Raw genomic sequence first — 25,266 nt, 5'->3', positions numbered from 1 at the left:
CTATTGTCGCGGCCCGCGCAAGAGCGCCTGCGGAGTCCGGCTCACGCCGCGTTCCGCCAGGTGGGCGGGCAGCGCGACTCACGGGCGCCAGCTCACGCGGTGTTCCGCGAGGTGCGCGAGCACCGCGTGGTTGGCTTCCCAGCCGTCCGGGAACTTGACCGTGACGCCCAGCTGGACCGGCTCCGTCGAGGGGTGCTCGTCCAGGAGGTCGCTCACACCCGCGCGGCACACCACGATGCACGCGTGGCGGTGGCGTGACGCCAGCACGCACAGCCTGCCCGTCTCCAGATGGAACGCGGTCGCGTCCGGGCGGCCCGACAGCGGGTGCAGCACGACCGTGACGTCGAACTCCCGGCCCTGCAGGCGGTTGGCCGTGTCCACCGTGACATCCGCGACGCCCACCTCCGCCAGGGCCGCCCGTACCGCCGCCGCCTGGTCGCGGTGGGCCGTGCCGACCGCGATCCGGTCCGCGGTCACCGGGACCGGATCCGGGGAGCGCTCACAGACGGCCGCGCCGCCGCGGTCCAGCAGCCTGCGGACGACCAGGGCCACGGCCCGTACCGCTTCCGGGTCCGTACGGGGCGTGTGCCGGGCCGGCAGCTCCAGCAGGCCCCAGCCCGACTCGGCCGCCTCGTCCAGCACCCGGTCGGGGCCCGAGCCGCCCGACGCCACCCCGAAGGCCAGGCGCCGCTCTGACTCGCCCGTGCCGCTGCGGAAGGGCGTGTACGGATAGAACGCGTCGGAGACCAGCGGCGCGGCCGACGCCGGGAGCCGCCAGGACACCGGCAGCCGATGCTGCGGCAGCTCCGGATTGTGGGCGAGCAGCGTCGAGACGGCGCTCGCGGACGGGTCGTACGAGAGGCCGGCCCACTGGTCAGCGCCGACGATCGAGAACGGGTCCAGCTGACCTGGGTCGCCCACGAACAGCGCCCGCTCGAAGAGCCCGGCGACGGCGAGCAGCGCGTCGGAGCGCATCTGGTACGCCTCGTCGACGATGGCGTGGCGCCAGGGCTCGACGCCCTGCACATGCGCCCACTTCGCGGCGGTCGAGATGACGATCTCCAGGCCCGCGAGGTCGCCGGCCTTCGCCGACGTGCGGACGTTGTCCAGTTCGTCGAGTGCCTTGTCGTACGGGTCGGGGTCATTGCTGTGCAGCCGCCCGACCGGCAGCTCGGGCTCCTTCTCGGCGAGCCGCAGTACGAGGTCGTCCACCTGGGCGTTGGTCTGTGCGATGACCATCAACGGCCGTCCGGCCGCGGCCAGTTCACATGCGGCGTTCACCACGAGGGTGGACTTGCCCGCGCCGGGCGGTGAGTCGACGACGACGCCGCGGTGGGCGCCGTCCAGAGTGTCGGCGAGGATCGCGCCGGTGGCCCGCGCGGCCTCGGCGGCCGGGTCGAAGGCGTGCCGCGTCACAGCAGATCCTCCGCAGTCACCGGGTCCGGACTCTCCGCGGCCGTGCCCGGAGGCCCTCCGTGGGTCCACGGGGTCTCCTCCGGGTCCGGCAGCTTCGGGCCGCCTCGCTGGTCGTGCTCGAACAGGGTCCAGGCGATCCGTTCGCCCTTCTCCGGTACGGAGCCTTTTGCAGGGTCCTTGGAGCGGCCCATCCGGTCGGTGAGTCGCAGCACCAGCGTCCCGTCCGACTCGTACCGCACGAACTGGGCCGTCTGCGGTTTGCCGTCCAGCGAGCGGTACACCTTGGCCCGCTCGCCCAGGTGCGGCCGGTCGTCCGTACGGACCGTGAGCAGCGGGCGGGGGCTCGGCCGTTTCGAATCGGACCAGGCCATCACGACCTCGGTCACCTCACCCAGGAACGCCTCGCCCGCGAGTCTCCGCCCGGCCAGCACCAGCGGGTCGTCCAGCGCCTCCTGCGCCTCCAGCTGAGCCTGAGCCGTCTCGCGGGAGGCCAGCTTCTGTGCGGCCGTCACCGCGTCGTCGCGTCGTGGCTGCGGCGGCTCGCCCGCGCGGACGCGGTCGCGGTGCGCGGTGAACGACCAGCGGTCCCGCGTCCAGCGGTCGGCCGCTCGGGGCCCCTCCGGCAGGGCACGCAGCAGCTCCAGGCTGCGCCACACCGCGTGCCAGGTGGGTTCCAGCTGGGTCAGCACAAGGCGGCGGATCTCCCGCTCGGCGAGGGCGAGTTCACCCAGCCGGGCATCCGCCTCGGCGCCGTCCTCGGCAGCCCCGAGGGCCTGGCGTGCCCGGTCGTACCGCTCGACCGCAGGGGCCAAGAGCCTGTTGTCGAAGGCCGGGTCGGTGGCCGGACCGGCGGGCGGGCACAGCAACTGGCCCCGGGCGTCCCGGGCCAGCTCCGCCCGCAGCGCCGCCTGAGCGCCCGACTCGCCCTCGGGGGGATCGATCCAGGCGAGCAGCGCACCGAGGTGCTGGTCCTCCAGCGAGGACTGTCCGGTCGCCCAGTGCCGCCCCAGCAGATCGGTCGCGGCGAGCAGCAGCGAGGAGCCGGGCACCCGGGCCCGCTCGCCGTAGTGCGTCAGCCAGCGGCCGAGCAGCGGGACGCGCGGCGGCGCGGGATAGGGCGCGTCGGGGTCCTGCTCCGCGGTGCGCCGGAAGCGCATCGAGCGCCCCAGCAGCCGTACGAAGTCGATGCCCGCCCGGCTCGGCACGATCAACTGCGGTGCGTCCGCGCACAGTTCGACCTCGACCTTGACCCGCTTCCCGGTCTCGGGATCGCTCTCTCCCCCAGCCTTCGGCCGGGAGGTGCCCCAACGCTCGGTGGGCTCCACGTCGTCGGCGTACGCGTCCAGGTGCGGCAGTACGGCGTCGGCGAGCTCGGCGAGAAAAGCGAAGCGCAGATCGCGGTCGCGCGGCTGAGCCACGACCAGCAGCCGCGGCTCGTCCTCGTCGGTGCCGACCAGCGCGCCCAGTGGTGCCCCCGCCTCACCGGCCGTCGTCAGCGGTACGAGAACCAGCGGACGCTCGGACAGATGCCGGTGCCGCACCGTCGCGAGCGGTGTGGCCCGCCCCGACTCCACGGCCTCCAGCCGGGCGAGCGTGGAGATCAGCGACATCCGGCCGCCTCCAGCGCTTCGGCCCGCAGGGCCGCGGCCCGGCGCAGGGCGGCGACCGCCGGGTCGTCGGGGTCGCCTGCCGTGCCACGGGCAGCGGCCAGGACGTCGCCGATGGTTGTCAGACCGCCGAGCTCGCCGCGCACTCCGCGCCCCAGCGCCTCCACCGCGCCCGCCTCACGGGAACGGTCACGGCAGTGGAAAGCCAGCTCGCACGCGGCCAGGCACTCGGGGGCGTACGCGGCCGATACCGACTCGACCGCTGCCATCAGCTCGTCGGTCGGGCGCTCCACATCGAAGGTCGTGCCCTCGGGCAGAGCCGCGGCGATGTCCTCGATCCGGGTCAGCCTGGCCAGCTGGCGGCGGGTGACCGACAGTTGCTTGCGTACGTCGACGACGGACGCGGTCGGCAGATTTGAGAAGTCCTTGGGGCAGACCAGCAGGACCGCATGGGCCACCCGCGCCCCGTCCGTGAGCGAGGCGACCCGCTCCAGCGCCAGTACGTACACCGCGGCCTGCCGCGCGGCCGCGCCCACCTTCGCCGCGTCCGCCGAGGCGTCGATCATCGGGAAGGACTTGATCTCGACGACCGTCCACGTCCCGTCCGGGTGGACGACGACCGCGTCCGGCTCCAGATAGGCGGGGGAGCCCGCCACCTCCAGCGCCAGCATGGGGTGGTCGAGCAGCGTCCACACCGTCGCGGCGGTCGCCTCGCGCAGCGCCAGCGCCGTACGCGCGGCCCGGCCCTCGGGCCCGGCGGCCGACAGATCCGGCACCCGGACCTCGGCAGGGGTGTCCACACCGAACAGCCGCGTGAGTTCCTTGCCGCCGTCGGCCTTCACCTTCGCCTCGAAGGCATTGCCGCGCATGAAAGCGAACTGGGACTGACCGAACGCCGCCGGGGATCCCAGCGCGGAGGCGAGTGCCGCCTTGTCCACCCCGGCTCCGTCCAGCAGCGCGCGCCGCTTGCAGCCGGGGTTGGCGGCGAGGGCGGCCAGCGCGCGGGCGTCGAGCGGATGGGGCTGGGCGGCGGGACCGCGCAGCTCAGCGAGCCGCTGCCGTAGTGCTGTCGTCGGCGCCTGCGGAGGTGGTCCGCTGTCCAGGGATTCGCTCACCCGCGGAAGTCTCGCATCCGGCACCGACAATCGGGGACTGCGAGCCGGAAGGGGTGGTCGCGAAGTGCGTGCGCACACGGTCGGCGAGACGCAGCGCGGGCCTGGTCAGACGGGCGCCGGCGCCCATCACGGCGCATCCGGCGACCGCGTCGAGGAAGTAGTGGTTGGCCGTGCCCATCACCACGAGCGTGGTGAGCAGCGGGTAGCCGACACCGAGTGCCTTCATCAGGGGCGTACGCCCGTGGCGCCACAGCATCACGCCGCACCACAGAGCCCAGCCGACGTGCAGACTCGGCATCGCGGCGTACTGGTTGGTCATCCCGCCCATCCCGCGCGGGGCGCTCGCCTCGCCGCCCCACCAGCCGTACGAGCTGTACTGCGCCATGGTGTCGACGAAGCCGTGGCCCGCGTCGAGGAGCCGTGGCGGGCAGGTCGGAGTGAGCGTGAAGCCGACGAGGCCGAGAAGCGTGGAGAGCATCAGCCAGGTGCGGGCGGCCCGGTAGCGGGCGGGGCGCCGTCGGAAGAGCCAGACCAGGATGGCCGGGGTGACCAGATAGTGCAGCGAGGCGTACGCGAAGTCGGCGGGTATGCCGAGCGCGGGGGTGCTGGTGAAGAGGCGGTTGAGCGGGTGTTCGGCGTTGAGGAGGAGTGCCTTCTCGGCCCGGAGTATCGCCAGGCCGTGGTCGACCGCGGTGGTCACGTCCCCCCGCGCGAGCAGCCGGCCGGCCGAATAGGCGGCGTAGACCACGGCGATCAGCGTCAGCTCGGTCCACCAGCGGGGCCGATGGCGGGGCGCGGTGTACGGCATCCGAACGTTTCTCCATTTGTGTTCAGGCGGCCATCGGCCAACCGCTCAACCGTACGGTGTACGAGAGGATGCTCGGGCGTCGGGTCCCGACTTTTGGAGGACGCTGAGATCCTCCAGGAGGTTGCCTTGAGTTCAGGTGCGAGATGATGGAACGACACCGCTCGTGAACGGCTCGTGAACCTCAGGAGAGCTCTCATGGCACCGCGCATCCTGCTCGCCCGGCACGGCCAGACCGAGTGGTCGCTCTCCGGCAGGCACACCGGCCGGACGGACCTGCGCCTGCTCGAAGAGGGCAGGCGCGGGGCGAAACTTCTGGGCGAGCGACTGCACCGCGCCCCCTGGTCGGGCCTGGAGTCCGTCGAGGTCCGCACGAGCCCGCTGGTGCGGGCGCGCGAGACCTGCGCGCTGGCGGGATTCGCGGAACGGGCGACCGACTGGGACGCGCTCATGGAGTGGGACTACGGGGCGTACGAGGGCCTGACCCCGGGGGAGATCTGGGCGGACCGCCCGGACTGGTTCATCTGGCGCGACGGCGTCCCCGAGGGAGAAACACTGGCCGAACTCGGCGCCCGCGCGGACGAGGTGGTGCAGTGGGCGCGCTCGGCGGACCGTGACGTCCTGGTCTTCGCCCACGGCCACATCCTGCGTGTCCTGGGCGCGCGGTGGCTGGGTCTGGACCCGTCGTTCGCGGCAACGATCCGGCTGGACCCGACGTCGCTGTCGGTACTGGGGTGGGCGTACGGGGAGCCGGCGCTGGACCGCTGGAATGACACGGGTCACATGGAGCTGTAATTCAGTCCGGTGGGGCCCCGGACGAAGTCGAGGGAAGGGGCGGGGTGGGGAACAGGCCCCCCGCAGCCGCCCCGCGCCCGCCTACGCCCGCCGCACCGAGTCCCCGACCCGGTCGAGGAACGCATCCACCCCCTCCGCCCCCCTCTGCTTCCCCAACCCCCGCGCCGTCTCCGACAGCATCGACTGGATGCGCGTCGACCGGACCTCCTCCAGCATGTCCAGCACCTGCTGGCCCGCCCACGCCGCCTCGGCCGGTGCGCCCGCGTGGGCAAGGTCCAGGGCCAGTTCCGCCCGGTACAGCGCCAGGTTGCGGGTGAAGCGGTGGTCCTGCAGGGACACCGCCCGGCGGGCGTGGCGGGCCGCCCGGGACCATTCGCCGAGGGCCGACCGGCACTGGGCCTGCAGCGCCTCCAGCTCCGGTTCGCCGAAGAAGGACATCCACTCGGGGTCCGTGTCCGCCGGGCCACGGTCGAAGTAGGCGTGGGCCCGCGCCAGGGACTTCTCGCAGGCGCCGCGGTCCCCGAGCCCCGCCCAACCCCCGGCCTCCCGCAGCGAGAGCAGCGAAAGCAGCCGCGCCGAGGCCACCCGGCGTGCCGCCCCCTGGCCCGCCTGGGCCGAGCGCACGGCCTCCCGGTACCGGCCCGCGTCCCGGGCCAGGAACGACGCGTTGCAGAAGGCGTGCGCCTCGAGCGCCGCGTCGCCCGCCACCCGCGCCGTCGCCAGCGCCTCCGCGTAGTGCGAGCGCGCATCCTCGAAGCGGCCCGAGTCGTGCGCCAGCCAGCCCACGGAGATGGCGAGTTCGCCCGCACCCGAGTGCAGCCGGTCCGCGGTCGAGCGCCGTGCCGCCGTGCCCGCGTCGAGCAGGGCGTATGCCGTGCGCAGCGGCTGTGCGGCCTGCTGGTAGAGCCCGTCCGCGCCGTGCCGGTCGTCGAGCAGCCGGATCCGCCGTACCGCTTCTTCGACGGCGTTGACCTCCGCCTCGCCGACCCGGCGCCCGCTGGGCACAAGACCTGGTCCGAGCCCGAGGGACGCGGCCGCCACCGTGGTGGTGCCGCTCGTCATGAATGCGCGACGCAGCACGTCGCTCTCCTCGTTGATGTCGCTGTGGATGTCGAAAGGGCGGTAGGGATGCGCCGGCTCGGGCCCTCTGCCCTGTGCGGCCCGTCCGCCCCGCCCGCCCCGCACCCGTTCCCGTGCCGTGAAGCCCAGGTCGGCCAGCGTCCGGCCGGGGAACATGTGCAGGAACACCCGCTCGTACGCGTAATTGGGGCAGCGGATCTCACCGGCCTCGACCCGCCCCACGTAGCGGGCGTCGCACGAGACCTGTTCGCCGATCTCCCGGGCGGCCTTGCGTACCGCCGCCGCGAACTCTCCCGGCGAGCGCTGCCCTCGCAGCCTGCGGAAGGCGAGATTGGGAACCGCCCGTGATGCCTGCCGTGCCTGCTCTGATGCCTGTGACGACGACGCCATGGCGGAGCCCTCTCTTGGTGCACCGTGTTCCGGCGGAGCAAGAACGTACCTGCTGTGACGGCTCGTACACGCTCGGTTTGGCTACAAAAGGGATATCTCCACCTCGATCTGCCATGAAATGCCATCCTTTGCGGCGGCGTGCCGCCGTAGCCCTTGACGCGTAAGGGCGTTGAACCACATGGAGGCGCGGTACGTGTCTCCACTCGAGCGAGGAGGGGATCCCCTTGTCGGAGGTCGGCATGGAGACCGGCGCCCTTGGCGGCTCAGGCACGACTGCGACGACAGCTCGCCACAGACCCACCCCGGACAGCAGCGCACCACCTCACGACGCACCGGACCACACCCCGCCGCCCGTCGAAGCCGCCGAGCCCACCGGATCAGCCGGATCCGCCGAGCCCTGCGACCTGGTGACCGTCCCCGCCCGCCAGGGGCTCGAAGCGGTCGACATCCTGCGCCGCGGTGCCGCCCCCGCCGTCGGCCCCGTACTTCACGACGGCAGCTGCGACACCCTCGGCTTCCTGGTGCCTCCGGGCACCGCCGACGGCTGGGACATGCCGGGCAGTGCCTGTACGCAGACCTCGGGACGCGGCCTGCGCATCCCCGAGGTGCCCCCGGTCACCGGCTCCGGCTGGCTGCTTCCGCCGGACGGCACGGACCCGGTCACCGACCCTGAGATGCTGCGCGAGGCGCTCGGCGAGGCGGCCAGGCTGATCGAGGCCGCCGACAACTGCCGCTGAGCCCTCGCACCGGCTCTGTGCCGATAATGGGTTGATGGCAAGAAACAGGCGCCGCAGCCGCACGGGCGGGGCAGGCAGCCCCGAACCTGTCGTCGAGAAGGTCGACGGCGGGCTCGCCGAGCTGATACCCGACCGTGAGCGGCCGCGCGGCTGGACGCTGCTCATCGACGGCGCGCCGCAGTCCCATGTCGACCTCGACGACCCGGTCCATCTCTCCTTCGAGTACCAGCGCCGCCTCGGCCATGTCATCGACCTCGCCGCCCCGCCCGGCCGCCCCCTCCAGGCCGTTCATCTCGGCGGCGGCGCCTTCACGCTCGCCCGGTACATCGCGGCGACCCGCTCCCGCTCAACCCAGCAGATCGTGGAACTGGACGCCCCGCTGGTCCAACTGGTGCGCCGGCAGCTTCCGTTGGATCCGAGCGCGCGAATACGTGTCCGGTCCACCGACGCCCGCGCCGGTCTCGGCAAGGTGCCGGACGGCTGGGCGGACCTGGTGATAGCCGATGTCTTCAGTGGCGCTCGCACCCCCGCGCATCTGACCAGTACGGAATTCCTGGCCGAGGTGCGCAGGGTCCTGGCGCCGGGCGGGTTCTACGCCGCGAACCTGGCCGACGGGCCGCCGCTGGCGCATCTGCGCGCCCAGGTCGCCACGGCCGCGGCGGTCTTCCCCGAACTCGCGCTCGCCGCCGACCCGACGGTGCTGCGCGGGCGCCGCTTCGGCAATGCGGTGCTGCTCGCCTCGGACGTCCCGCTGCCCGTCGCGGAACTGACCCGCCGCGTGGCGGGAGACCCGCACGCCGGCCGGGTCGAACACGGCAGGGCGCTGGCCGACTTCACGGGAGGCGCGCCCGCGGTGACGGACGCGAGCGCGAAGCCGTCACCGATCCCGCCGCCCGCCGCTTTCCGCCCGTAACGCGTAACGCGTAACGCGTAACGCCTGACGCCTGACGCCTGACGCCTGACGCCTGACGCCTGACGCGTAACGCCTAACGCTGGTCGAACTCCACCATCGGCGGATGGCCGTTCCAGGTGCAGAAGACCGAGCTCTCATGGCCGTCCCGGGTGAACGTCACCCGGATCCACTCCGGTTGCTTCCAGACCTGCATCTGCCACCCCGCGTCCGGAGTCGCCGACACCAACTCGGCCCATGTCCTGCGGAGGTCGAAGACGACCCGGCCACCGTCGACGGTGTAGCCCTTCACGTTCCCCGCCGTCGGCGGCGAAGGGGTCTGCGAGTAGGGCGGCTTGGTTTCGCTCGGCTTGCCCGCCGAAGCGGTGGCCGACGGCTTGCGGCTCTTGTCCGGCGCGGCCGGTTCCGACGCGGTCGCGCTCGCCGGCCGCTGTGTACTGGACACCTGTGGCTTCGCGCCCTGCGTGGTAGTCGCGTCCGCGCTGATGGGCAGCGCGCGCGGACGGTCGTACGCGGTACCGGACATGACGGTATGGACGCCCCACCAGGAGAGCGTGACTGCGGCTCCGGTGGACAGCGACCACGCCATGGCATGTACGAGTCCTCGATGCATCCCGGCCATACTGCACCACGCGCCCCACGTCTGTCCCGGACAGGGTCTTCTGTCCCGGACAGGGTCTGACGGGGACTCCCGTACTCCGGATGGCGTACGGTGCCGCCCATGGCAAGTGTGCTCGTCGTCGAGGACGACCAGTTCGTGCGCTCCGCCCTCATCCGGCACTTGACCGAGGCCTCCCACACGGTGCGGAGCGTCGGCACAGCCCTTGAGGCGCTGCGCGAAGTGGCCCATTTCCGTTTCGACGTGGTCATCCTCGATCTCGGTCTGCCGGATCTGGACGGGGCCGAGGCGCTGAAGATGCTGCGCGGCATCACTGACGTACCGGTGATCATCGCCACCGCGCGGGACGACGAGACGGAGATCGTCCGGCTGCTCAACGACGGCGCCGACGACTACCTCACCAAGCCCTTCTCGGTGGAGCACCTGTCCGCGCGGATGGCCGCCGTGCTGCGCCGCTCGCGGGCCGCCGCCGGAAAGGCCCCGCCCTCGCGCGTCATCCAGGTCGGCGGGCTCTGCATCGACCCGTTGCGCCGCCAGGCCGAGCTGGACGGGGCGGCGCTCGACCTGACCCGCCGCGAGTTCGACCTGCTGGCCTTTCTCGCCGGGCGGCCCGGCGTCGTCGTTGCGCGCAAGGAACTGCTCGCCGAGGTGTGGCAGCAGAGTTACGGCGACGACCAGACCATCGACGTCCATCTGAGCTGGCTGCGGCGCAAACTCGGTGAGACGGCGGCCAGGCCCCGCTATCTGCACACCCTGCGGGGTGTCGGTGTGAAGCTCGAACCTCCGAACGGACACATGTCATGAGATGGGCACTGGTCAAGGTCTGCCTCGCCGTCACGGTGATGGTCGTGGTCGCCTTCGCCGTCCCGCTGGGCATCGTCATCAAGGAGATGGCCAGGGACAGGGCCTTCTCCAACGCCGAGCGGCAGGCCGCCGCCATCGGACCCACCCTCTCCATCACCGCCGAACGCGATCCGCTGGAGCGCGCCGTGCTCTCCACCCAGGCCGGTTCGGCCGGGCGGATGGCCGTGCACATTCCGGCCTCCCCCGAGCCCGGCAACCCGCCCGTGGACATCGGCACGCGCCGGGCGGCCCAGAAGGATTTGCTCACCACGCAGCGCCTCGGCCGCGCGTCCATCACCGAGGTTCCCGGTGGCTCTGCGCTGCTCCAGCCCACGGCGATCAGCACCGGCCAGATCGCCGTCGTCGAGGTCTTCGTGCCCGACGCAGAGGTGTCCAACGGCGTCGACACCGCCTGGCTGGTGCTCGCGGGCGTCGGTCTGGCGCTGATCGTCGGCTCGGTCGCGATCGCCGACCGGCTCGGCATACGGATGGTGCAGCCCGCACAGCGGCTCGCGGGTGCCGCGCACGACCTCGGCGAGGGCAAGCTCGGGGCACGTGTACCCGAGGAGGGCCCGACCGAACTGCGCCTCGCCGCGGTCGCCTTCAACTCCATGGCCGACCAGGTGGTCCAGCTGCTCGCCAACGAGCGTGAACTGGCCGCCGACCTCTCGCACCGGCTGCGTACACCGCTCACCGTGCTGCGTCTCAACGCCGCCTCGCTCGGCGAAGGCCCCGCAGCCGACCAGACCAGGGCCGCCGTCGAGCAGCTGGAGCGCGAGGTCGACACGATCATCCGCACCGCCCGCGAGGCCAAGCCGCAGACCATGGCGGCCGGTCCCGGCGCGGGCTGTGACGCCGCCGAAGTCGTCCGGGAGCGGATGGACTTCTGGTCGGCGCTGGCCGAGGACGAGGACCGCAAGGTCCGGGTCGCGGGCATCGACCGTCCCGTACGTATCCCGGTCGCCCGCCCCGAACTGGCCGCCGCGCTCGACGCGCTGCTCGGCAATGTCTTCCGGCACACCCCGGAGGGCACGGCCTTCTCGGTCGACCTCCACAACGGCGAGGACGCGGTCATCGTCCTGGTCTCGGACGCAGGCTCGGGCATCACCGACCCGGAGGCGGCCATGGCCCGCGGCAACAGCGGGCACAGGGACGGCTCGACCGGGCTCGGCCTGGACATCGTGCGCCGGGTGGCGGAGTCGACGGGCGGGGACGTACGGATCGGCAGCTCGGTGCTCGGCGGCACCGAGGTGCGGATCTGGATCGGCCTCGACCCGCGCGAGGGCGTGAGCCGCGAGCGCCGCCGCGGTCACCGCGGACCGGTCCGGGGACGCAAGCGGATCAAGGCAACTGGTCTCTACCATTAATCGCTTCCCATGCCTTCCTTAAGGCCGCTTTAAGAACATCAACCCCCGCCCAGAACTGGCCATTTGTCCTTTTCCGTATCGCTAGCGTGCTGCCTCATCACCCCCCACCCCCGTAACGCAGAGGCAGGCACGCAATGGGCAGCAGCACGCACCGGCGCAGGGCGAGCGTCAGGACCAAGACGGTCGGCGCCGTCGTCGCGGCCGCGGTGATCGGCGGCGCGGCATTCGCCCTCACGGGCACCGCGCAGGCCGCGTCCGTCGGCGCCGCGTACACCAAGACCAGCTCCTGGACCGGCGGTTACACCGGCCAGTACGTCATCACCAATGCCACCGGCACGGCGCAGACGGACTGGACGCTCGAATTCGATCTGCCCACGGGCACCACGATCAGCTCGCTGTGGAACGGCGAGCACACGGTCAGCGGCCGGCACGTCACCGTGAAGCCCGCGAGCTGGAACAAGCAGCTCGCCCCCGGCGCCTCGGTCACCGTCGGCTTCGTCACCGCCGCGAGCACCACCGCGAGCGCGGGCGACCCGACCTCCTGCCTCATCAACAAGGTCAAGTGCTCGCTGGACGACGGCGCGACACCGCAGCCCAGCGGCCGGCCCACCGAGCGGCCCAAGCCGACGCCCACGCCGACGGCGAGCGCCACTCCCACCAAGCCCCCGACCTCGACCCCCAAGCCCACGCCCACGCCGACACCGACCGGGACACCCGGCGGCGGCACCGGCGCACGCTTCGCCCCGTACGTGGACACCTCGCTCTATCCGGCGTACGACCTGGTGGACACCGCGACCAAGACAGGGGTCAAGGAGTTCAACCTCGCCTTCGTCACCTCCGGCGGCAGCTGCGCACCCCTCTGGGGCGGCGTCACCGACCTCGGGAGCGACAAGGTGGCCTCCCAGATAGGCGCGCTGCGCGCCAAGGGCGGCGACGTCCGCGTCTCCTTCGGCGGTGCCGCGGGCTCCGAGCTCGGGCTCAGGTGCTCCTCCGCCGACGAACTCGCCAAGGCGTACGGCAAGGTCATCGACACATACAAGCTCACCAAGGTCGACTTCGACATCGAGGGGGCGGCCCTGCCGGACACCGCCGCCAACTCCCGCCGTTCGCAGGCGATCGCGCAGCTTCAGAAGTCCCACCCGGGCCTGGACGTCTCCTTCACGCTGCCCGTGATGCCCGAGGGACTGACCCAGCCCGGCGTGGATCTGATCGCCGACGCCAAGAAGAACGGCGTGAAGGTCAGCGCGGTCAACATCATGGCGATGGACTACGGGCCCGCCTACAGCGGCGACATGGGCCAGTACGCCATCCAGGCCGCGACCGCGACCCAGGCGCAGATCAAGGGCGTGCTCGGTCTGTCGGACGCGGCCGCGTGGAAGGCCGTCGCCGTCACCCCGATGATCGGCGTCAACGACGTCGCGACCGAGATCTTCAAGATCGACGACGCCACGCAGCTGGTCGAGTTCGCGAAGTCGAAGGACATCGGCTGGCTGGCGATGTGGTCGTCGGCGCGTGACAAGCAGTGCGCGGGCGGCGCGAAGCCGACCGCGGACGCGACCTGTTCCTCGATCGTCCAGGAGCCGCTGGCCTTCACGAAGGCCTTCGGCGCCTTCAAGTAACCCCTGCGAGCACGTTGGCGCCCCCCACCCGCGCGCCCCGGCCGGACCGCCCCCCATCCGGCCGGGGCGCGTGCTTTCTTGCGCCATTGAGTGATTCTTCGCCCGACTCCGTACCAACAGGGGCAACAGAGGGTCTCAGGCACCGCATCCCCCACCTGGAGGCGCCCCATGGAGGATCCCCCGACCGGCGATGTCTCGCTGGTCTTCCCGCCCGATCCAATGTGGGTCCGCGCGGCGCGCGAAACCGTTCGTACGCTTCTCGGCGCGACCCGGCGGACCGAACTGACGGACACCGCGGTCCTGCTCACCTCCGAGGCCGTGACGAATGCGATCAACGCCTGCGTGCTCAAAGGCTGCACCGCCCCCGTGACCCTCTTCGCAGGCTGGACCGACACCCACCGCCTGCGCATTCTCGTGCACGACGAGGCGCCCGGAGTTCCGGCCTGCCGGACGCCCGCGGAGGAGGACGAGAGCGGTCGGGGCATGCAACTGATCTCGTACGGCGCCGACGCGTGGGGTGTCTGCAGCCACGGACCGGGCAGGGGGAAGGCGACCTGGTTCGAGCTGATTCACTGAGTCCGGGCAATTGATCATCCACGGGAAGGACAGTTTGTTGCGCTCACAGCGGTTGCCCGTTCTCGCGCTCATCCTCTGCGCGGTAGCCCTCGCAACGGCTCCGGGCCATGCCGCGACCCCGGGCCCGACCCCTGACGGAGACGGGTACTGGACGGCGCAGCGCATGGCCGACGCCGAACCGGTCGACTCGGCTGAAGGAGCGTCCGGCAGGCCGGCGGCCGCGCCTGACGGGGTCAAGAAGGGGGAGTACTTCGACGGCCTGCCGATGGTCGGCACCTTCTTCTACGACGGCAGACCGCTGGGCGGAAAGGCGACCTCCTGCACCGGCAGCGTCGTCCACAGCAGCACCAAGGACCTCGTTCTCACCGCCGGTCACTGCGCCAACGGCCTCAAGAGTGCCACGCACAGCATCTTCGTCCCCCAGTACCGCCATGGAGCGCCCGGCGCCGGCCAGCCCAGCGGCATCTTCGAGGTACAGCGGGTCTTCGTCGACCCGCGCTACGAGCAGAACAGCAAGAAAGCCGTGTCCGACCTGGACGTCGCCTTCGTGCGCCTCGCCCCCAACAACAGGGGCAGGGCCGAGGACGTCACCGGCTCCCTCACCTTCACCCGGGCCGCCGGCTACCGCCACGACGTCACCGTGATCGGCTATCCCAGCGGCGAAGCCGTCAACAAGAAGCACCAGGCGCTCCGTTGCGATGTCACCACCTCGCGCCTCACCGGCTTCCGGCAGATGCAGATGACGTGTGCCGGCTTCCACGGAGGGGTGTCCGGCGGCCCCTGGATCACGGACTACGACCCCGCGAAGCGCACCGGCAAGGTCATCGGCAACACCGGCGGCTACAACGGCGGAGGCAACGACCAGAACGTCGACTGGATCACGTACTCGCCGGTGTACGGCAAGGACGCGCAGGCTCTGTACGACGACGCCGTGGCGGACAGGAGCGACGCGGACATCGAGCGCGCTCCGTACCGGCGGCGAAGCGCCGACGGTGAAGCACGTGAGGCTCCGGCGGTGAGTCCCCCGCCGTGAGTCCCTGCCGTGAGTCCCCTGCCGTGAGTCCCCGGCCGTGAGTTACGCCGGAGGCTCCGGCAGCACCCCCGTCCGCGCCAGCTCCCCGTACCAGTACGCACTCGACTTGGGCGTACGGGCCAGCGTCTCGTAGTCCACGTACACCGCGCCGAAGCGCTTGCCGTACCCGTACGACCACTCGAAGTTGTCGATCAGGGACCAGAGAAAATAGCCGCGCACATCAGCGCCGTCAGCGATCGCCCGCCCGACCGCGAGGAGATGGCCGTGCAGATAGCGGATGCGGTCGGGGTCGTGGACCGAGCCGTCGGCGGCGGGCTTGTCGACGTACGCCGCGCCGTTCTCGGTGATCATCAGGGGCAGGCCGGGGGCCTCGCGGGTGTAGTGCAGCAGAAGGTCGTACAGCCCCGTCGGGTCGATCGACCAGCCCATCTCGGTGCGGTCGCCGGGCGGTTGGTGGAAGGAGACCGCGTCCGCGCCCGGCCAGGGGGAGTAATCGCTCGCGCCGTGGCCGTCATTGCGCTCGGCGTGATTGTCAGTGGCAGCCGATACAACTGCAGGTGCGTAGTAATTCAGTCCGAGCGAGTCCAGGGGGTGCTTGATGACTGCGAGATCGTCGCCGTGGACGAAGGACCAGTCGGTGAGCCGCGCGGTGTCCGCGAGGAGATCGTCCGGATACGTGCCCTTCAGCATCGGGTCAGCGAAGATCCGGTTCGCCAGCGCGTCGATCCGGCGGCGCGCGTCCAGGTCCTGGGGGCTCTGGCCGGCAGCCCTGACCACGCTCGGGTTGAGGCTCACGGAGAGCTGGGCGCCCGCGGGAAGCGCCGAGCGCAGCGCCTGGGCGGCCAGTCCGTGGCCGAGGTTGAGATGGTGGGCGGCCCGCAGGGCGGCGACCGGATCGGTGCGGCCGGGGGCGTGCACTCCGGAGCCGTATCCCAGAAAGGCGCTGCACCAGGGCTCGTTGAGGGTGGTCCACATATCCACGCGGTCGCCGAGGGCGTCGGCGACGATGCGCGCGTAGTCGCCGAAGCGGTGCGCGGTGTCCCGCTCGGGCCAGCCGCCCGCCGTCTCCAGCTCCTGGGGCAGATCCCAGTGGTAGAGGGTGAGCACGGGACGGATGCCGCGCTCCAGCAGATCGTCGACGAGGCCGCGGTAGAAGTCGAGGCCTCGCTGGACGGCGGGGCCGCGGCCGGTGGGCTGCACCCGCGGCCAGGAGACGGAGAAGCGGTAGGCGTTGACGCCGAGGCCCGCCATCAGCGCGACGTCCTCGGCGCGGCGGTGGAAGTGGTCGACGGCCGTGTCCCCGGTGTCACCGCCCTCCACCTTGCCCGCGGTATGGCTGAAGGTGTCCCAGATCGAGGGCGTGCGGCCGCCTTCGTGCACCGCGCCCTCGATCTGGTACGCGGCGGTTGCGGTGCCCCACAGGAAGGCGGGCGGAAAGGTCATGGGCGCGACGGACATGGGTGTGCTCCCAACATGTGCGTAGGTACGAGGATGTGAGGAGGTCCTCAGGTCAGCCCTTGACGGCGCCCTGCATAATGCCGCCGACGATGTGTTTCCCGAACAGGACGAAGGCGATCAGCAGCGGCAGCGTGCCCAGCAGAGCGCCCGCCATGATCACCGACTGGTCGGGGATGAAGCCGCGGCCGAGCCCGGTCAGCGCGACCTGCACGGTGGGGCTGCCGTTCTGGGTCAGCGCGATGATCGGCCAGAAGAAGTCGTTCCAGGCCATGACGAAGGTCAGCATCCCCAGCACCGCCATCGCGGGCCGCGCGGCGGGGAAGACGACATGCCACACCACCCGCCAACTGCTCGCGCCGTCCACGCGTGCCGCCTCGATCAGCTCGGTGGGCAGTGCCTCCATGAGGTACTGCCGCATGAAGAACACGCCGAAGGCGCTGACCAGGGTGGGCAGGATGACGGACTGCAGCTGGTCGGTCCAGGACAACTCGGCGATCAGCATGTACAGCGGCACGACGCTGAGCTGGGGCGGCACCATCATCGTGCCGATCACCAGCACGAGCAGGAGGTTCTTGAAGCGGAAGCGGAGTTTGGCGAAGGCGAAGCCGGCGAGTGTGGAGAAGAAGACGGTCCCGGCCGCGATCGACCCCGCGACGATCGTGGTGTTGAGCAGGGCGGTCCCCATATTGGCGTCCGACCAGGCGAACTGGAGGTTCTTGAAGAGATTGCCGCCGAACCAGAAGGGCGGTGGGGTCTGCGCGAGCCGGGTGTTGTTGCGGGAGGCGGCGACAGCCGTCCACACCAAGGGGAAGAGGGAGCCGATGGTGAAAACGATCAGTACGGCATAGGTGATCCGGCCGCCGTGCAGATGGCGTCCGGCGCGGCCCTTGGCACGCTTGGCGCTCAGCGAAGTCGTCACGTCACATACCCCCTAGGCGCTCTTGCTCAGACGGCGGGTGAGCAGCCAGTTCACCGCGCCGATGATCAGCAGGATCAGGAACATCGACCAGGCGATCGCGGAGGCCCGGCCGAGGTGGAGATTCACCCAGCCCTGCTCGTACAGATAGAGCCCGAGCGTCTGGAACTGGTGCTCGGCCCCGCCGGTCGCGCCCGCGCTCCCGTTGAACAGCAGCGGCTCGCCGAAGAGCTGGGTCGCGCCGATCGTCGAGACCACACAGGTGAACAGGATCGTGGGGCGCAGCGAGGGGACGGTGACATGCCGGAACTGCTGAAAGCGCGAGGCGCCGTCGAGGGCGGCCGACTCGTAGAGATCGTTCGGTATGGCCTGCATCGCGGCCAGATAGATCAGCGCGTTGTAGCCCGTCCACCGCCAGATGACGATGGTGGAGACGGCCAGTTGGGAGGTCCAGGTGCCGTTCTGCCAGTCGATCCTGTCGAAGCCGACCAGCCCCAGCGCCCAGTTGATCATTCCGTAGTCGCGCCCGAAGAGGAGCACGAAGACGAGCGTCGCGGCGGCCACCGAGGTGGCGTACGGAGTCAGCGCGGCGACCCGGAAGAACATCGAGCCGCGCAGCCGGTAGTTCAGCAGATGCGCGATGCCGAGCGCGATCAGCAGCTGCGGCACCGTGGAGATCAGCCCGATGGTGACGGTGTTCTTCAACGCGTTCCAGAAGAACTCGTCCTCCAGCAGGCGGGAGAAGTTCCGCAGCCCCACCCACTCCATGTCGGTGGGCGCGGTCAACTCCACCCGGTGCAGCGAGGCCCAGCCGGTGTAGAGCAGCGGAAAGAGCCCGAAGGCCAGGAAGAACACGAAGAACGGCGCCACGAAGGCGTACGGACTCCACCTGACGTCCAGCCGGTAGCGGCGGCTGCGCCGGGCCCGGCGACGCCGGTCGGCCGCCGACTCGGACGGTGTGCGCGACTCGGACGGAGCGGGCGGGCCGGTGTGCGGTGCGGGCGCGCCGGAGTGTGTGCGCGGGGCCGCGCCCTCCTCCCCTTGGGAGGGCGCGGCAGCCTGTGCGTCACGTGCCATATCGGTCACTGGTCCAGGGCGTTGTCGATCGCCTTCACCGCCGCGTCCCATCCTTGCCTGGGGGAGCGGCCCTTCTGGTCGACCTGGAGCATGCCCACGTCTCCCAGGTTCTGCGCGATGATCAGGTCCTTCGGCCCGATGATCTGGACCGGCACTCCCTCGGCGGCCTTGGAGAAGATCTCCCCGATGGGCGCGTTGCCGAAGTACGCGTGCTTGGCGCCGGAGACTTCGGGCAGGGAGTACGCGGCCTTGGCGCTCGGGAAGCTGCCGCGCTTGGCGAAGAGCTTCGCCTGCTGCTCCGGCGCGGTCAGCCAGGCGGCGAGCTTGGCCGCCTCCTCCTTGTTCCTGCCCGCGGCGGGCACGGTCAGGAAGGAGCCGCCCCAGTTGCTGGGCCTGGGCGCGGCGGCCACGTCCCACTTGTCCTTGCCCGCGGCCCCGCCCTTGTCCTGGATATAGCCGAGCATCCAGGCGGGGCAGGAGACGGTGGCGAAGGTGCCGTTGGCGAAGCCCTGGTCCCAGGCCGGAGTGAACTGCTGGAGTTTGCCGGTCAAAGACTCCGTCGCGAACGCCGCGGCGATGTCCCAGGCCTGCTTCACGGCCGGGTTGGTCTTGTAGACGATCTTGCCGTCCTTGTCGTAGAAGCGGTTCTCGTTGCTGCCGGTGATGGCCGACATCACCCCGGTCGCCGAGTCCACGAACGCAGCGCCCTTGGGCGCCTTGGCCCGGAACTGCTTGCCCGCGGCCAGGTACTTGTTCCAGTCGCCCGCCCACAGTTTGCCGACCGCCTCACGGTCGGTGGGCAGTCCGGCCTTGGCGAAGAGATCCTTGCGGTAGCAGATGCCCTGCGGCCCGATGTCGGTGCCGAGCGCGATCGTCTTGCCGTCCTTGGTGGTTGCCTGCGCCCACTTCCAGGGCAGGAACGCGTCCTTCTGCACGCCCTCGGTCGTGCCGAGGTCGACCAGCTTGTCCCCCTGAGTGGCAGTGATCTCCGCGATGTTGTTGACCTCGACGGCCTGGATGTCGGCCAGTCCGCTGCCGCTGCCCAGGTGGGTCAGCAGTTGCGGGTAGTAGTTCTCGTTCCGCTCGATGGAGGTCTGCTTGATCTCGATGTTCTTGTGGAGCTTCATGTACTCGTCGTACAGACCGGCCTCGTTGAGGCCGAAGGCGCCGAAGACACCCACGGTGAGGGTGGTCCTGCCCTTGCCCCCGCCACCGCCGCCGTTGGAGGCCGTGCCGGCCGGTTCGTCGCTGTCCTCGGCACAGCCGGCCAGCAGACCGGCGCCGAGCGCGGCGACGACCGCGAGGATTACTGCCCTGCGCATTGCGTCCTCCTTGTGCCCTGACGTGCCGACCCCCCGGCCAACTTGTGTGCGGCCCCGTTGTGTTGACGTTGTGCGGCTCGGGCGGGGAACGTGCGGGTTGTGTATGAGTCAGGTACGGTGGGAGCGCTCCCATAAGCGATGTGTTGAAGGTTCGCGGCTCGCCGCGGGGGTGTCAAGGCACCCGGCACGTAATGTTCTCGGTCGGGAAGCCTGGGGAGGCGGAAATGGTGTCTCGCACAATCGGTACGCGCAACGGTGGACGCGGCACGGGCAGGCCCACCCTCGAAGAAGTCGCCGCACGCGCGGGGGTCGGCCGCGGCACGGTCTCCCGCGTGATCAACGGCTCGCCGCGGGTCAGCGATGCCACCCGCGCCGCCGTCGAGGCGGTCGTCGCCGAGCTCGGATACGTACCCAACCGCGCCGCCCGCGCCCTCGCCGCCAACCGCACCGACGCGATAGCCCTCGTCGTCCCGGAGCCGGAGGACCGTTTCTTCGCCGAGCCGTACTTCTCCGACATCGTCCGAGGGGTCGGCGCGGCTCTCGCCGACACCGACATGCAGCTGCTGCTGACCCTCGCCGGCAGCGACCGCGAGCGCCGCCGCCTGGCCCAGTATCTGGCCGCCCACCGCGTCGACGGCGTCCTGCTGGTCTCGGTGCACGCCGACGACCCGATCCCCGACATGCTGGAGGAACTGTCCATCCCGGCCGTGATGAGCGGCCGCCGCTCCGCCGACGAGACGCTCGCCGCGGTCGACTCCGACAACTTCGAGGGCGCCCGCAGCGCGGTGGCCCACCTGGCCGCCCGCGGCCGCCGCACGATCGCGACGATCACCGGACGCCTGGACGTGTACGGCGCGCAGTGCCGCCTGGAGGGCTATCGCGCCGCCCTGGCGGCGGCGGGCCTGCCCCCGGACGCCCGGCTGACGGCTCGCGCGGACTTCACCGAGGAGGGCGGCCGCCGTGCGATGCGGGACCTGCTGGAGCGCTGCCCCGAGGTGGACGCGGTATTCGCGGCCTCCGACGTGATGGCGGCGGGCGCCCGACATGTGCTGCGCGAGTCGGGCCGCCGGATCCCGGACGACGTGGCGCTGGTCGGCTTCGACGACTCGGCGATGGCCCGCCACATGGACCCTGCGCTGACGAGCGTGCGACAGCCGATCGAGGAGATGGGCCGAACGATGGCGCGGCTGCTGCTTCAGGAAATTACGGAGCAGGCCCCGGAGCCTCCGCAGATCGTGCTCCCGACCGAGCTGGTCGTACGCGAGTCCTCGTAAAAACGATCAGGCCGGCCCGGCGCCATGTCGCCCGCCCTCACTTTGCTGTACGACGGAGGGCGGCCCGTCCGTCGCGACGGGGCGGAGTAAAAGCCCCGGCCTGCCCACGCGGAGGACGAGTGGCAGACCGGGGCCGGTAGAGGCGGACTTACGCGGCGGCCGGCGCGCCGGCGCCGGCGGCGGCCCGCTCCATCTCCTCGTCGCTGGCCATGAGGTCGTCGAACTCGCCGTCCTTCGCGCCCTCGATGAACTTCCGGATCTCGGCGCGACTGAAATACAGGACCGGACTGTTCGCGTCCTTGTCGTCCGAGAGAGCAACCATGCGGGTGCCGTCCGGGATGCTGTGGTGCGGATGGTCCTTCGCGTCCGGCGCCTCGGCGACGATGACGCAGTCCTTCAGGATCGGGTCGAGGTCGGTCCTGCTCGCCTTGCGCCAGTCCAGCCCGGGGGCATGCGAGTTGTCGAACGAGACCGTGCCGCGGCGATTGCTGAGTGTGCCCATGAACGGTGTCCTCTCTCGTGGAAGTGCTCGGTCCTTGCAGTCCCCCCGGCCGGGGCGGGGGATCAGTGGGGTGTACGTATTCGGCCGCGCGCCTTCTCAGCGGGCGCGTCGCTCTCGCCTTCTGCCGAGGCGGCGCGCGCGGAGATCAGGGGCGCGACCCACACCTCACGACGGAGTCGGGCATGAAGAATGCCCGACCTGTTTTCACAGGTCGGGCGTGGCAAACGCACCTGGGGGAGGCTGCGGAGGGCCGGTCTGGATGGGCCTGCGGATACCTACCGAGCCTTCCTGCTTTACGAGGGAGAGTGGCGTGTGCGTCGCGGCGAGGGCGATCCTCTTGTTCAGAGAAGGGCCCCGCCCGCCCCATGACGGGGAGTGGCAGGCCGGCGCGGTCAGGTTGCTTGAGCCGTCACTCGATGGTGAGTCGACCCGTGCGCAGGATGGCATGGTTGGCGAAGAGGGCGTCGAGGTGGAAGTTGCGGGTCAGGTGGCCGGTCCACTTCGTGTCGGGCAGATCGCGGTATGAGGGCGCGTGGACGGTGCGGGCCCTGGTGCACTGGGTGAGGATCCACCGGGCCTGTGTCTGGCTGGTGGGCGGGTTGGTGTACATGCTCGCGGCCAGCCGCCACAGGTAGTCGCCGGTCGCGTTGTCCGGCTCGATGACGCCGACGATGGCGACCTCCCCGAGGTTCCGGGAGTCGCTCGACTGTGTGGTGTACGCGACGGTCAGGGCCTCCAGCGGGAAGACCGTAATGCGGCTGCGGGCGGAGAGAAGGGCAACCACGGCGGCTCTGTTCTGTGAGTGGCGCGCGCCCGGCGGGTATTGCGGGACAGCCCTTAGCAGCAGGGGCCGTCGCCGCAGCAGCTCGGCTCGTTACAGTCCGCCTTCGTGCCCCACAGGGACTCATCGACCGCGTATCCGGCCGCGCGGATCTTCCCGACGACGTCGACCATCGCCGCCTTGTCCCGGTACCGGGAGTTCGGTGCGTGGTGGATGTAGCGGCCGTAGCGTTCCTGGCACCAGGCCGTGTACTGAGGGCTGTGCAGCATGAATGTGTGCCACGCAGGGTCGATGAGCTTCGAGGGGGACAGGGTCTCGCCGGTGCTCCCCATGACGTCGAGGAACGCGAGGCCCTGATCCATCACGCGTTCGGCGACGCTCCGTTCGAGGCCGTACTCCTCGGCGCAGAAGTCGGTGAGACGGTCGAATAATTCGGCGTTGACGAGCGTGCGCCCGTGGGTCAGTTCTGTTGCAAGAGCGGTCATGCGATGCTCCCTTGTGTGTGCTCGGCGCGAGGCCTGTCCGCGCGCCGCGTGCTGGGCTCTGCGAGGAGCCCGTCTCCGCCTCGGCCGGGTTCCTGGCCGGATGCATTGGCCGAGGCGGGCGTTCAGTGGGGCGTCAGCTACCCGCGGCCATCGGCGCGACCGCGGGCGCGGAGATCAGGGGCACGACCACACCTCGACGTCCAGCAGGTGCACGCCCTGTCGGCCGCGTGCCCACCCGCAAGGGATGGCTCTGGACGTCAGCCGCCGGCCGCACGCGTAACAGGCCCGGCCGGCGTACTGCTCCCAGTTGAGGGAGCCCGCCGACGGGACAGGCTGGTCCCGGCAGATCTTCACGGCGCGGCTCGACCGCGCGGCGATGCTCACTGCGGCTCCGGGCCGCGGTGGGGCCATTCCGTACGCGAATGGGCGTGCCAGTGCGCCCCCTTGTCGTGCGGGCGCAGTGTGCAGCGCAGCTCAGTCCCCGGCTTCCGAATCCAGCAGAGGAATGGGAGCGGCACCCGGCCCGGGGTCGTGTACGGCTTCATGACGCGAGTGGTACGAGGTGCCGCTGCTCACGGCACGGTGCGCACGCCGACAGCGGGAACGGCGGGCCGCAGGGCCGGTCAACGGCCTGGACGACCAAGGCTGTCCTGCTGGGTCCCCTGTGCCAGTTGCACCAGCCGGACGGGCCCGCTTCGGAGGCCCCCGAGGGGCGGGTTGCTGGGTCCATGGCCAGGACCGTAGGCACCGTGATTGCGCGATTGCCTGCCGATTGCGCGTGGTTGCGCGCGGCGCCCCAAGGGTTGATCCCAGTTGCTTACCTCACGTCAAGCGAAGCCCGCGCCCGGCCGATAACGCGGTGCGCCTGGTGCCCGTAGACCGCGGACTCAGCAAGCCACTCCCAGGCCCGCTCGTACAGCCGGATGGAGTCCTCATCATCGAGCCACATCTCGGTGCTGATGGTCTCGACGATGACGAGCCGCTGATCGTAGATCCAGTAGCCATGCGACGGGGTACGCCGCAATTGCGCCCCGAGCGGCACGATGCCCGGCTCGACCGTGTCCAGTCCGATCAGGCTCACTAGCCGGTCCAGTTGCGACGCGTGTACCTCCAGTGGGCACGTCCGCACGTACAAGGCGCCTTCCCAGATCAGGAAGCGGAAGCGCTTGCCCGGCTCGTACAGAGCTTGCTGGCGGCGGATGCGCGCCCGTACTGCGTCCTCAACGTCCTTCGCGATCTGCCGGAACTCGGCGTTCGACTGGAACGTGTACCGCGCATACTCGGCCGTCTGGAAAAGGCCTGGGATCCGCGACACCTCCACCCCGCGGATCATCTGCGTCGCCGACGTCTCTGCAATCGCGAGCTCCTGCCGCGCCCGGTGCCCACCGGCCAACTGTCGCCGCCACGACCGGTGCTGGGTCTCCAGCGTCTCCATCCCCGCCAGGCGCCCCGCCAGTTCGGGGGCGAGGTCGGACCGGCCTACCGCGCGCGCCCACTCGGCCAGATCGGTTCGGGACGGCGTCTGCTTTCCGTTCTCCAGGCGTGACACCTTCGAGCGCTGCCAGCCGAGCCGCTCGGCGATGCCTTTGCCGTCCAGGCCCGCCCCGGTGCGCAGCTCGCGCAGCCGCGCACCGAGGACGATCCTGGCCTGCTGGAAATCCGTGCTCACACGGTGGAACGTACCTGCCTCGTGAAGTCGGCGGTACGGGTTGCGTGATGCCATGCCGTGTCCCGGGCCTGGCAGGCGGCGAGGACTTCGGCGGGATCCTCGCTGAGGATGACGCCGAGGGTGGTGTCCTGCTCGTCGAAGACGAAGCGGACCAGGGTGCGGGAGTCGAAGAGCCAGAAGTCGAAGTCCGGCAGGCGTAAGCGTTCGGCGTCCGCGCGGGTGAGGTTGCGGATGTCCTCGCCTGCGGCAACGTTGCCGAGCCCGGAGGCGAGGAGGAACCGCTGCCCGTCGGTGGGCGGCGTGTCGACGATGCGGACGCGCTCGAACCGCTTCCCCTGTGCGGTCTGCGCCGCGACGTTGGTGCGCCAGTCGTCGAACGGCTCGGAGGCGATGTCCTCGCCCGCCAGCCAGTCCTGCCACTTCGCGCTCTTACGGTCGGTGGCGTAGCCGCGGCGGGTTTCCAGCCGCCAGGCCGTGTGTTTGAAGTCGCGGAACATGTGGGTGACTTCGGCGAACGGCACCATGTCCGCGGACTCGCTCCGCGGGGCGAAGCGCGTCAGGAGTTCGCGGGGGACGATGACGAACGTGTCGGAGTCCTTCACGTCGCGGAGTCCGGCCAGTTGCTCGGGATCGGTCACGCGCTCGCCCTGGACGAGGATGTCACCGGTCGCCTCGACCTCATAGAGGGTGGGGCAGTCGCCGCCGTCGCTGGTGGTGCCGATGAACCTGAGCGTCATAGGGCCCTCCGTGCTGGCTGGTTGGGATGACCAGGATGAGCCGGATAGCGTGAGTGTGCTTGCGGATTGCGGCAGATTGCAGAGCGCCGCGGCGGTGGTGCGGTTGCACGCAACCCGGGTATGACGAAAGCCC

At 70.7% G+C, this 25,266-nt stretch carries 24 protein-coding genes; 9 read left to right on the top strand and 15 right to left on the bottom strand.

Features of this window, described 5'->3' with window-relative positions; all coding sequences use genetic code 11:
• Positions 1 to 78 precede the first annotated feature (78 nt).
• From FBY35_RS31320 to FBY35_RS31305, 4 genes are read right to left on the bottom strand one after another with little or no spacing between them, the layout of a single operon-like run.
• Positions 79 to 1,416 (bottom strand): AAA domain-containing protein, encoded by a 1,338-nt coding sequence (locus FBY35_RS31320; protein ID WP_142217301.1) that lies wholly within the window; start codon positions 1,414 to 1,416, stop codon positions 79 to 81.
• Positions 1,413 to 3,026: a hypothetical protein gene (locus FBY35_RS31315; protein WP_142217300.1), complete on the bottom strand. Its 1,614-nt coding sequence runs from the start codon at positions 3,024 to 3,026 to the stop codon at positions 1,413 to 1,415. The genes FBY35_RS31320 and FBY35_RS31315 overlap by 4 nt, the downstream gene beginning before the upstream one ends.
• The gene (locus FBY35_RS31310) at positions 3,017 to 4,138 is read right to left on the bottom strand and encodes a hypothetical protein (RefSeq protein WP_142217299.1); all 1,122 of its coding nucleotides are present in this window, start codon (positions 4,136 to 4,138) and stop codon (positions 3,017 to 3,019) included. The genes FBY35_RS31315 and FBY35_RS31310 overlap by 10 nt, the downstream gene beginning before the upstream one ends.
• The gene (locus FBY35_RS31305) at positions 4,068 to 4,946 is read right to left on the bottom strand and encodes a phosphatase PAP2 family protein (protein ID WP_142217298.1); all 879 of its coding nucleotides are present in this window, start codon (positions 4,944 to 4,946) and stop codon (positions 4,068 to 4,070) included. The genes FBY35_RS31310 and FBY35_RS31305 overlap by 71 nt, the downstream gene beginning before the upstream one ends.
• 195 nt (positions 4,947 to 5,141) lie before the next feature.
• On the opposite strand from FBY35_RS31305, the gene FBY35_RS31300 reads away from it, so the two are divergent.
• The gene (locus FBY35_RS31300) at positions 5,142 to 5,738 is read left to right on the top strand and encodes a histidine phosphatase family protein (protein ID WP_142217297.1); all 597 of its coding nucleotides are present in this window, start codon (positions 5,142 to 5,144) and stop codon (positions 5,736 to 5,738) included.
• A gap of 81 nt (positions 5,739 to 5,819) precedes the next feature.
• On the opposite strand, the gene FBY35_RS31295 is transcribed toward FBY35_RS31300, so the two are convergent.
• Positions 5,820 to 7,208 carry a tetratricopeptide repeat protein gene (locus FBY35_RS31295; RefSeq protein ID WP_142217296.1) on the bottom strand — a complete coding sequence of 463 codons (1,389 nt, stop codon included), beginning with the start codon at positions 7,206 to 7,208 and terminating at the stop codon, positions 5,820 to 5,822.
• Positions 7,209 to 7,447: 239 nt separating this feature from the next.
• Between FBY35_RS31295 and FBY35_RS31290 the strand changes: the two genes are divergently transcribed.
• Positions 7,448 to 7,945 carry a hypothetical protein gene (locus tag FBY35_RS31290; protein WP_142218266.1) on the top strand — a complete coding sequence of 166 codons (498 nt, stop codon included), beginning with the start codon at positions 7,448 to 7,450 and terminating at the stop codon, positions 7,943 to 7,945.
• A gap of 34 nt (positions 7,946 to 7,979) precedes the next feature.
• Positions 7,980 to 8,858, top strand: a complete 879-nt coding sequence (locus FBY35_RS31285; RefSeq protein ID WP_142217295.1) for a spermidine synthase — start codon at positions 7,980 to 7,982, stop codon at positions 8,856 to 8,858.
• 73 nt (positions 8,859 to 8,931) lie between these two features.
• Here FBY35_RS31285 and FBY35_RS31280 read toward each other — a convergent pair whose 3' ends face one another.
• On the bottom strand, positions 8,932 to 9,477 hold the full coding sequence (locus FBY35_RS31280; protein WP_142217294.1) for a hypothetical protein: 546 nt from the start codon (positions 9,475 to 9,477) through the stop codon (positions 8,932 to 8,934).
• Between the two features lie 99 nt (positions 9,478 to 9,576).
• Between FBY35_RS31280 and FBY35_RS31275 the strand changes: the two genes are divergently transcribed.
• From FBY35_RS31275 to FBY35_RS31255, 5 genes are all read left to right on the top strand, one after another.
• Positions 9,577 to 10,278, top strand: a complete 702-nt coding sequence (locus tag FBY35_RS31275; protein ID WP_186357112.1) for a response regulator transcription factor — start codon at positions 9,577 to 9,579, stop codon at positions 10,276 to 10,278.
• Positions 10,275 to 11,684, top strand: a complete 1,410-nt coding sequence (locus tag FBY35_RS31270) for a HAMP domain-containing sensor histidine kinase (protein WP_142217293.1) — start codon at positions 10,275 to 10,277, stop codon at positions 11,682 to 11,684. The genes FBY35_RS31275 and FBY35_RS31270 overlap by 4 nt, the downstream gene beginning before the upstream one ends.
• Before the next feature lie 134 nt (positions 11,685 to 11,818).
• Positions 11,819 to 13,303 (top strand): cellulose binding domain-containing protein, encoded by a 1,485-nt coding sequence (locus tag FBY35_RS31265; RefSeq protein ID WP_142217292.1) that lies wholly within the window; start codon positions 11,819 to 11,821, stop codon positions 13,301 to 13,303.
• 168 nt (positions 13,304 to 13,471) lie between these two features.
• Positions 13,472 to 13,879 (top strand): ATP-binding protein, encoded by a 408-nt coding sequence (locus FBY35_RS31260; RefSeq protein ID WP_142217291.1) that lies wholly within the window; start codon positions 13,472 to 13,474, stop codon positions 13,877 to 13,879.
• A gap of 163 nt (positions 13,880 to 14,042) precedes the next feature.
• The gene (locus tag FBY35_RS31255) at positions 14,043 to 14,912 is read left to right on the top strand and encodes a serine protease (RefSeq protein ID WP_142217290.1); all 870 of its coding nucleotides are present in this window, start codon (positions 14,043 to 14,045) and stop codon (positions 14,910 to 14,912) included.
• Positions 14,913 to 14,954: 42 nt separating this feature from the next.
• Here FBY35_RS31255 and FBY35_RS31250 read toward each other — a convergent pair whose 3' ends face one another.
• The 4 genes from FBY35_RS31250 to FBY35_RS31235 are packed head-to-tail and all read right to left on the bottom strand — an operon-like array spanning position 14,955 to position 19,685.
• Positions 14,955 to 16,370: a GH1 family beta-glucosidase gene (locus FBY35_RS31250; protein WP_142217289.1), complete on the bottom strand. Its 1,416-nt coding sequence runs from the start codon at positions 16,368 to 16,370 to the stop codon at positions 14,955 to 14,957.
• A gap of 52 nt (positions 16,371 to 16,422) precedes the next feature.
• The gene (locus FBY35_RS31245) at positions 16,423 to 17,289 is read right to left on the bottom strand and encodes a carbohydrate ABC transporter permease (RefSeq protein ID WP_142217288.1); all 867 of its coding nucleotides are present in this window, start codon (positions 17,287 to 17,289) and stop codon (positions 16,423 to 16,425) included.
• A gap of 12 nt (positions 17,290 to 17,301) precedes the next feature.
• Entirely contained in the window at positions 17,302 to 18,363 is a 1,062-nt protein-coding gene (locus FBY35_RS31240) for a carbohydrate ABC transporter permease (protein WP_142217287.1), read from the bottom strand.
• Between the two features lie 5 nt (positions 18,364 to 18,368).
• Positions 18,369 to 19,685 carry an ABC transporter substrate-binding protein gene (locus FBY35_RS31235; RefSeq protein WP_142217286.1) on the bottom strand — a complete coding sequence of 439 codons (1,317 nt, stop codon included), beginning with the start codon at positions 19,683 to 19,685 and terminating at the stop codon, positions 18,369 to 18,371.
• A gap of 224 nt (positions 19,686 to 19,909) precedes the next feature.
• Between FBY35_RS31235 and FBY35_RS31230 the strand changes: the two genes are divergently transcribed.
• On the top strand, positions 19,910 to 20,959 hold the full coding sequence (locus tag FBY35_RS31230) for a LacI family DNA-binding transcriptional regulator (protein WP_142217285.1): 1,050 nt from the start codon (positions 19,910 to 19,912) through the stop codon (positions 20,957 to 20,959).
• 148 nt (positions 20,960 to 21,107) lie between these two features.
• Here the strand turns inward: FBY35_RS31230 and FBY35_RS31225 are convergent, their stop codons facing one another.
• The 5 genes from FBY35_RS31225 to FBY35_RS31205 all read right to left on the bottom strand — a co-directional run bounded on the left by FBY35_RS31225 (position 21,108) and on the right by FBY35_RS31205 (position 25,133).
• Entirely contained in the window at positions 21,108 to 21,461 is a 354-nt protein-coding gene (locus tag FBY35_RS31225) for a DUF397 domain-containing protein (RefSeq protein ID WP_142217284.1), read from the bottom strand.
• Positions 21,462 to 21,870: 409 nt separating this feature from the next.
• Positions 21,871 to 22,245, bottom strand: coding sequence for a hypothetical protein (locus FBY35_RS31220; RefSeq protein WP_142217283.1), 375 nt, complete (start codon positions 22,243 to 22,245; stop codon positions 21,871 to 21,873).
• A gap of 53 nt (positions 22,246 to 22,298) precedes the next feature.
• Positions 22,299 to 22,727, bottom strand: a complete 429-nt coding sequence (locus FBY35_RS31215; protein WP_186357111.1) for a hypothetical protein — start codon at positions 22,725 to 22,727, stop codon at positions 22,299 to 22,301.
• 817 nt (positions 22,728 to 23,544) lie between these two features.
• The gene (locus tag FBY35_RS31210; protein ID WP_142217282.1) at positions 23,545 to 24,396 is read right to left on the bottom strand and encodes a helix-turn-helix transcriptional regulator; all 852 of its coding nucleotides are present in this window, start codon (positions 24,394 to 24,396) and stop codon (positions 23,545 to 23,547) included.
• Positions 24,393 to 25,133, bottom strand: a complete 741-nt coding sequence (locus tag FBY35_RS31205) for a DUF6879 family protein (protein ID WP_142217281.1) — start codon at positions 25,131 to 25,133, stop codon at positions 24,393 to 24,395. Before FBY35_RS31205 ends, FBY35_RS31210 begins: the two co-directional genes overlap by 4 nt.
• Positions 25,134 to 25,266: the final 133 nt, after the last annotated feature.

The sequence above is a fragment of the Streptomyces sp. SLBN-118 genome (assembly GCF_006715635.1).
Taxonomy (GTDB): Bacteria; Actinomycetota; Actinomycetes; order Streptomycetales; family Streptomycetaceae; genus Streptomyces.
The sequence above is the reverse complement of the archived record's forward strand: the minus strand, read 5'-3'. Positions and strand labels throughout refer to the sequence as shown.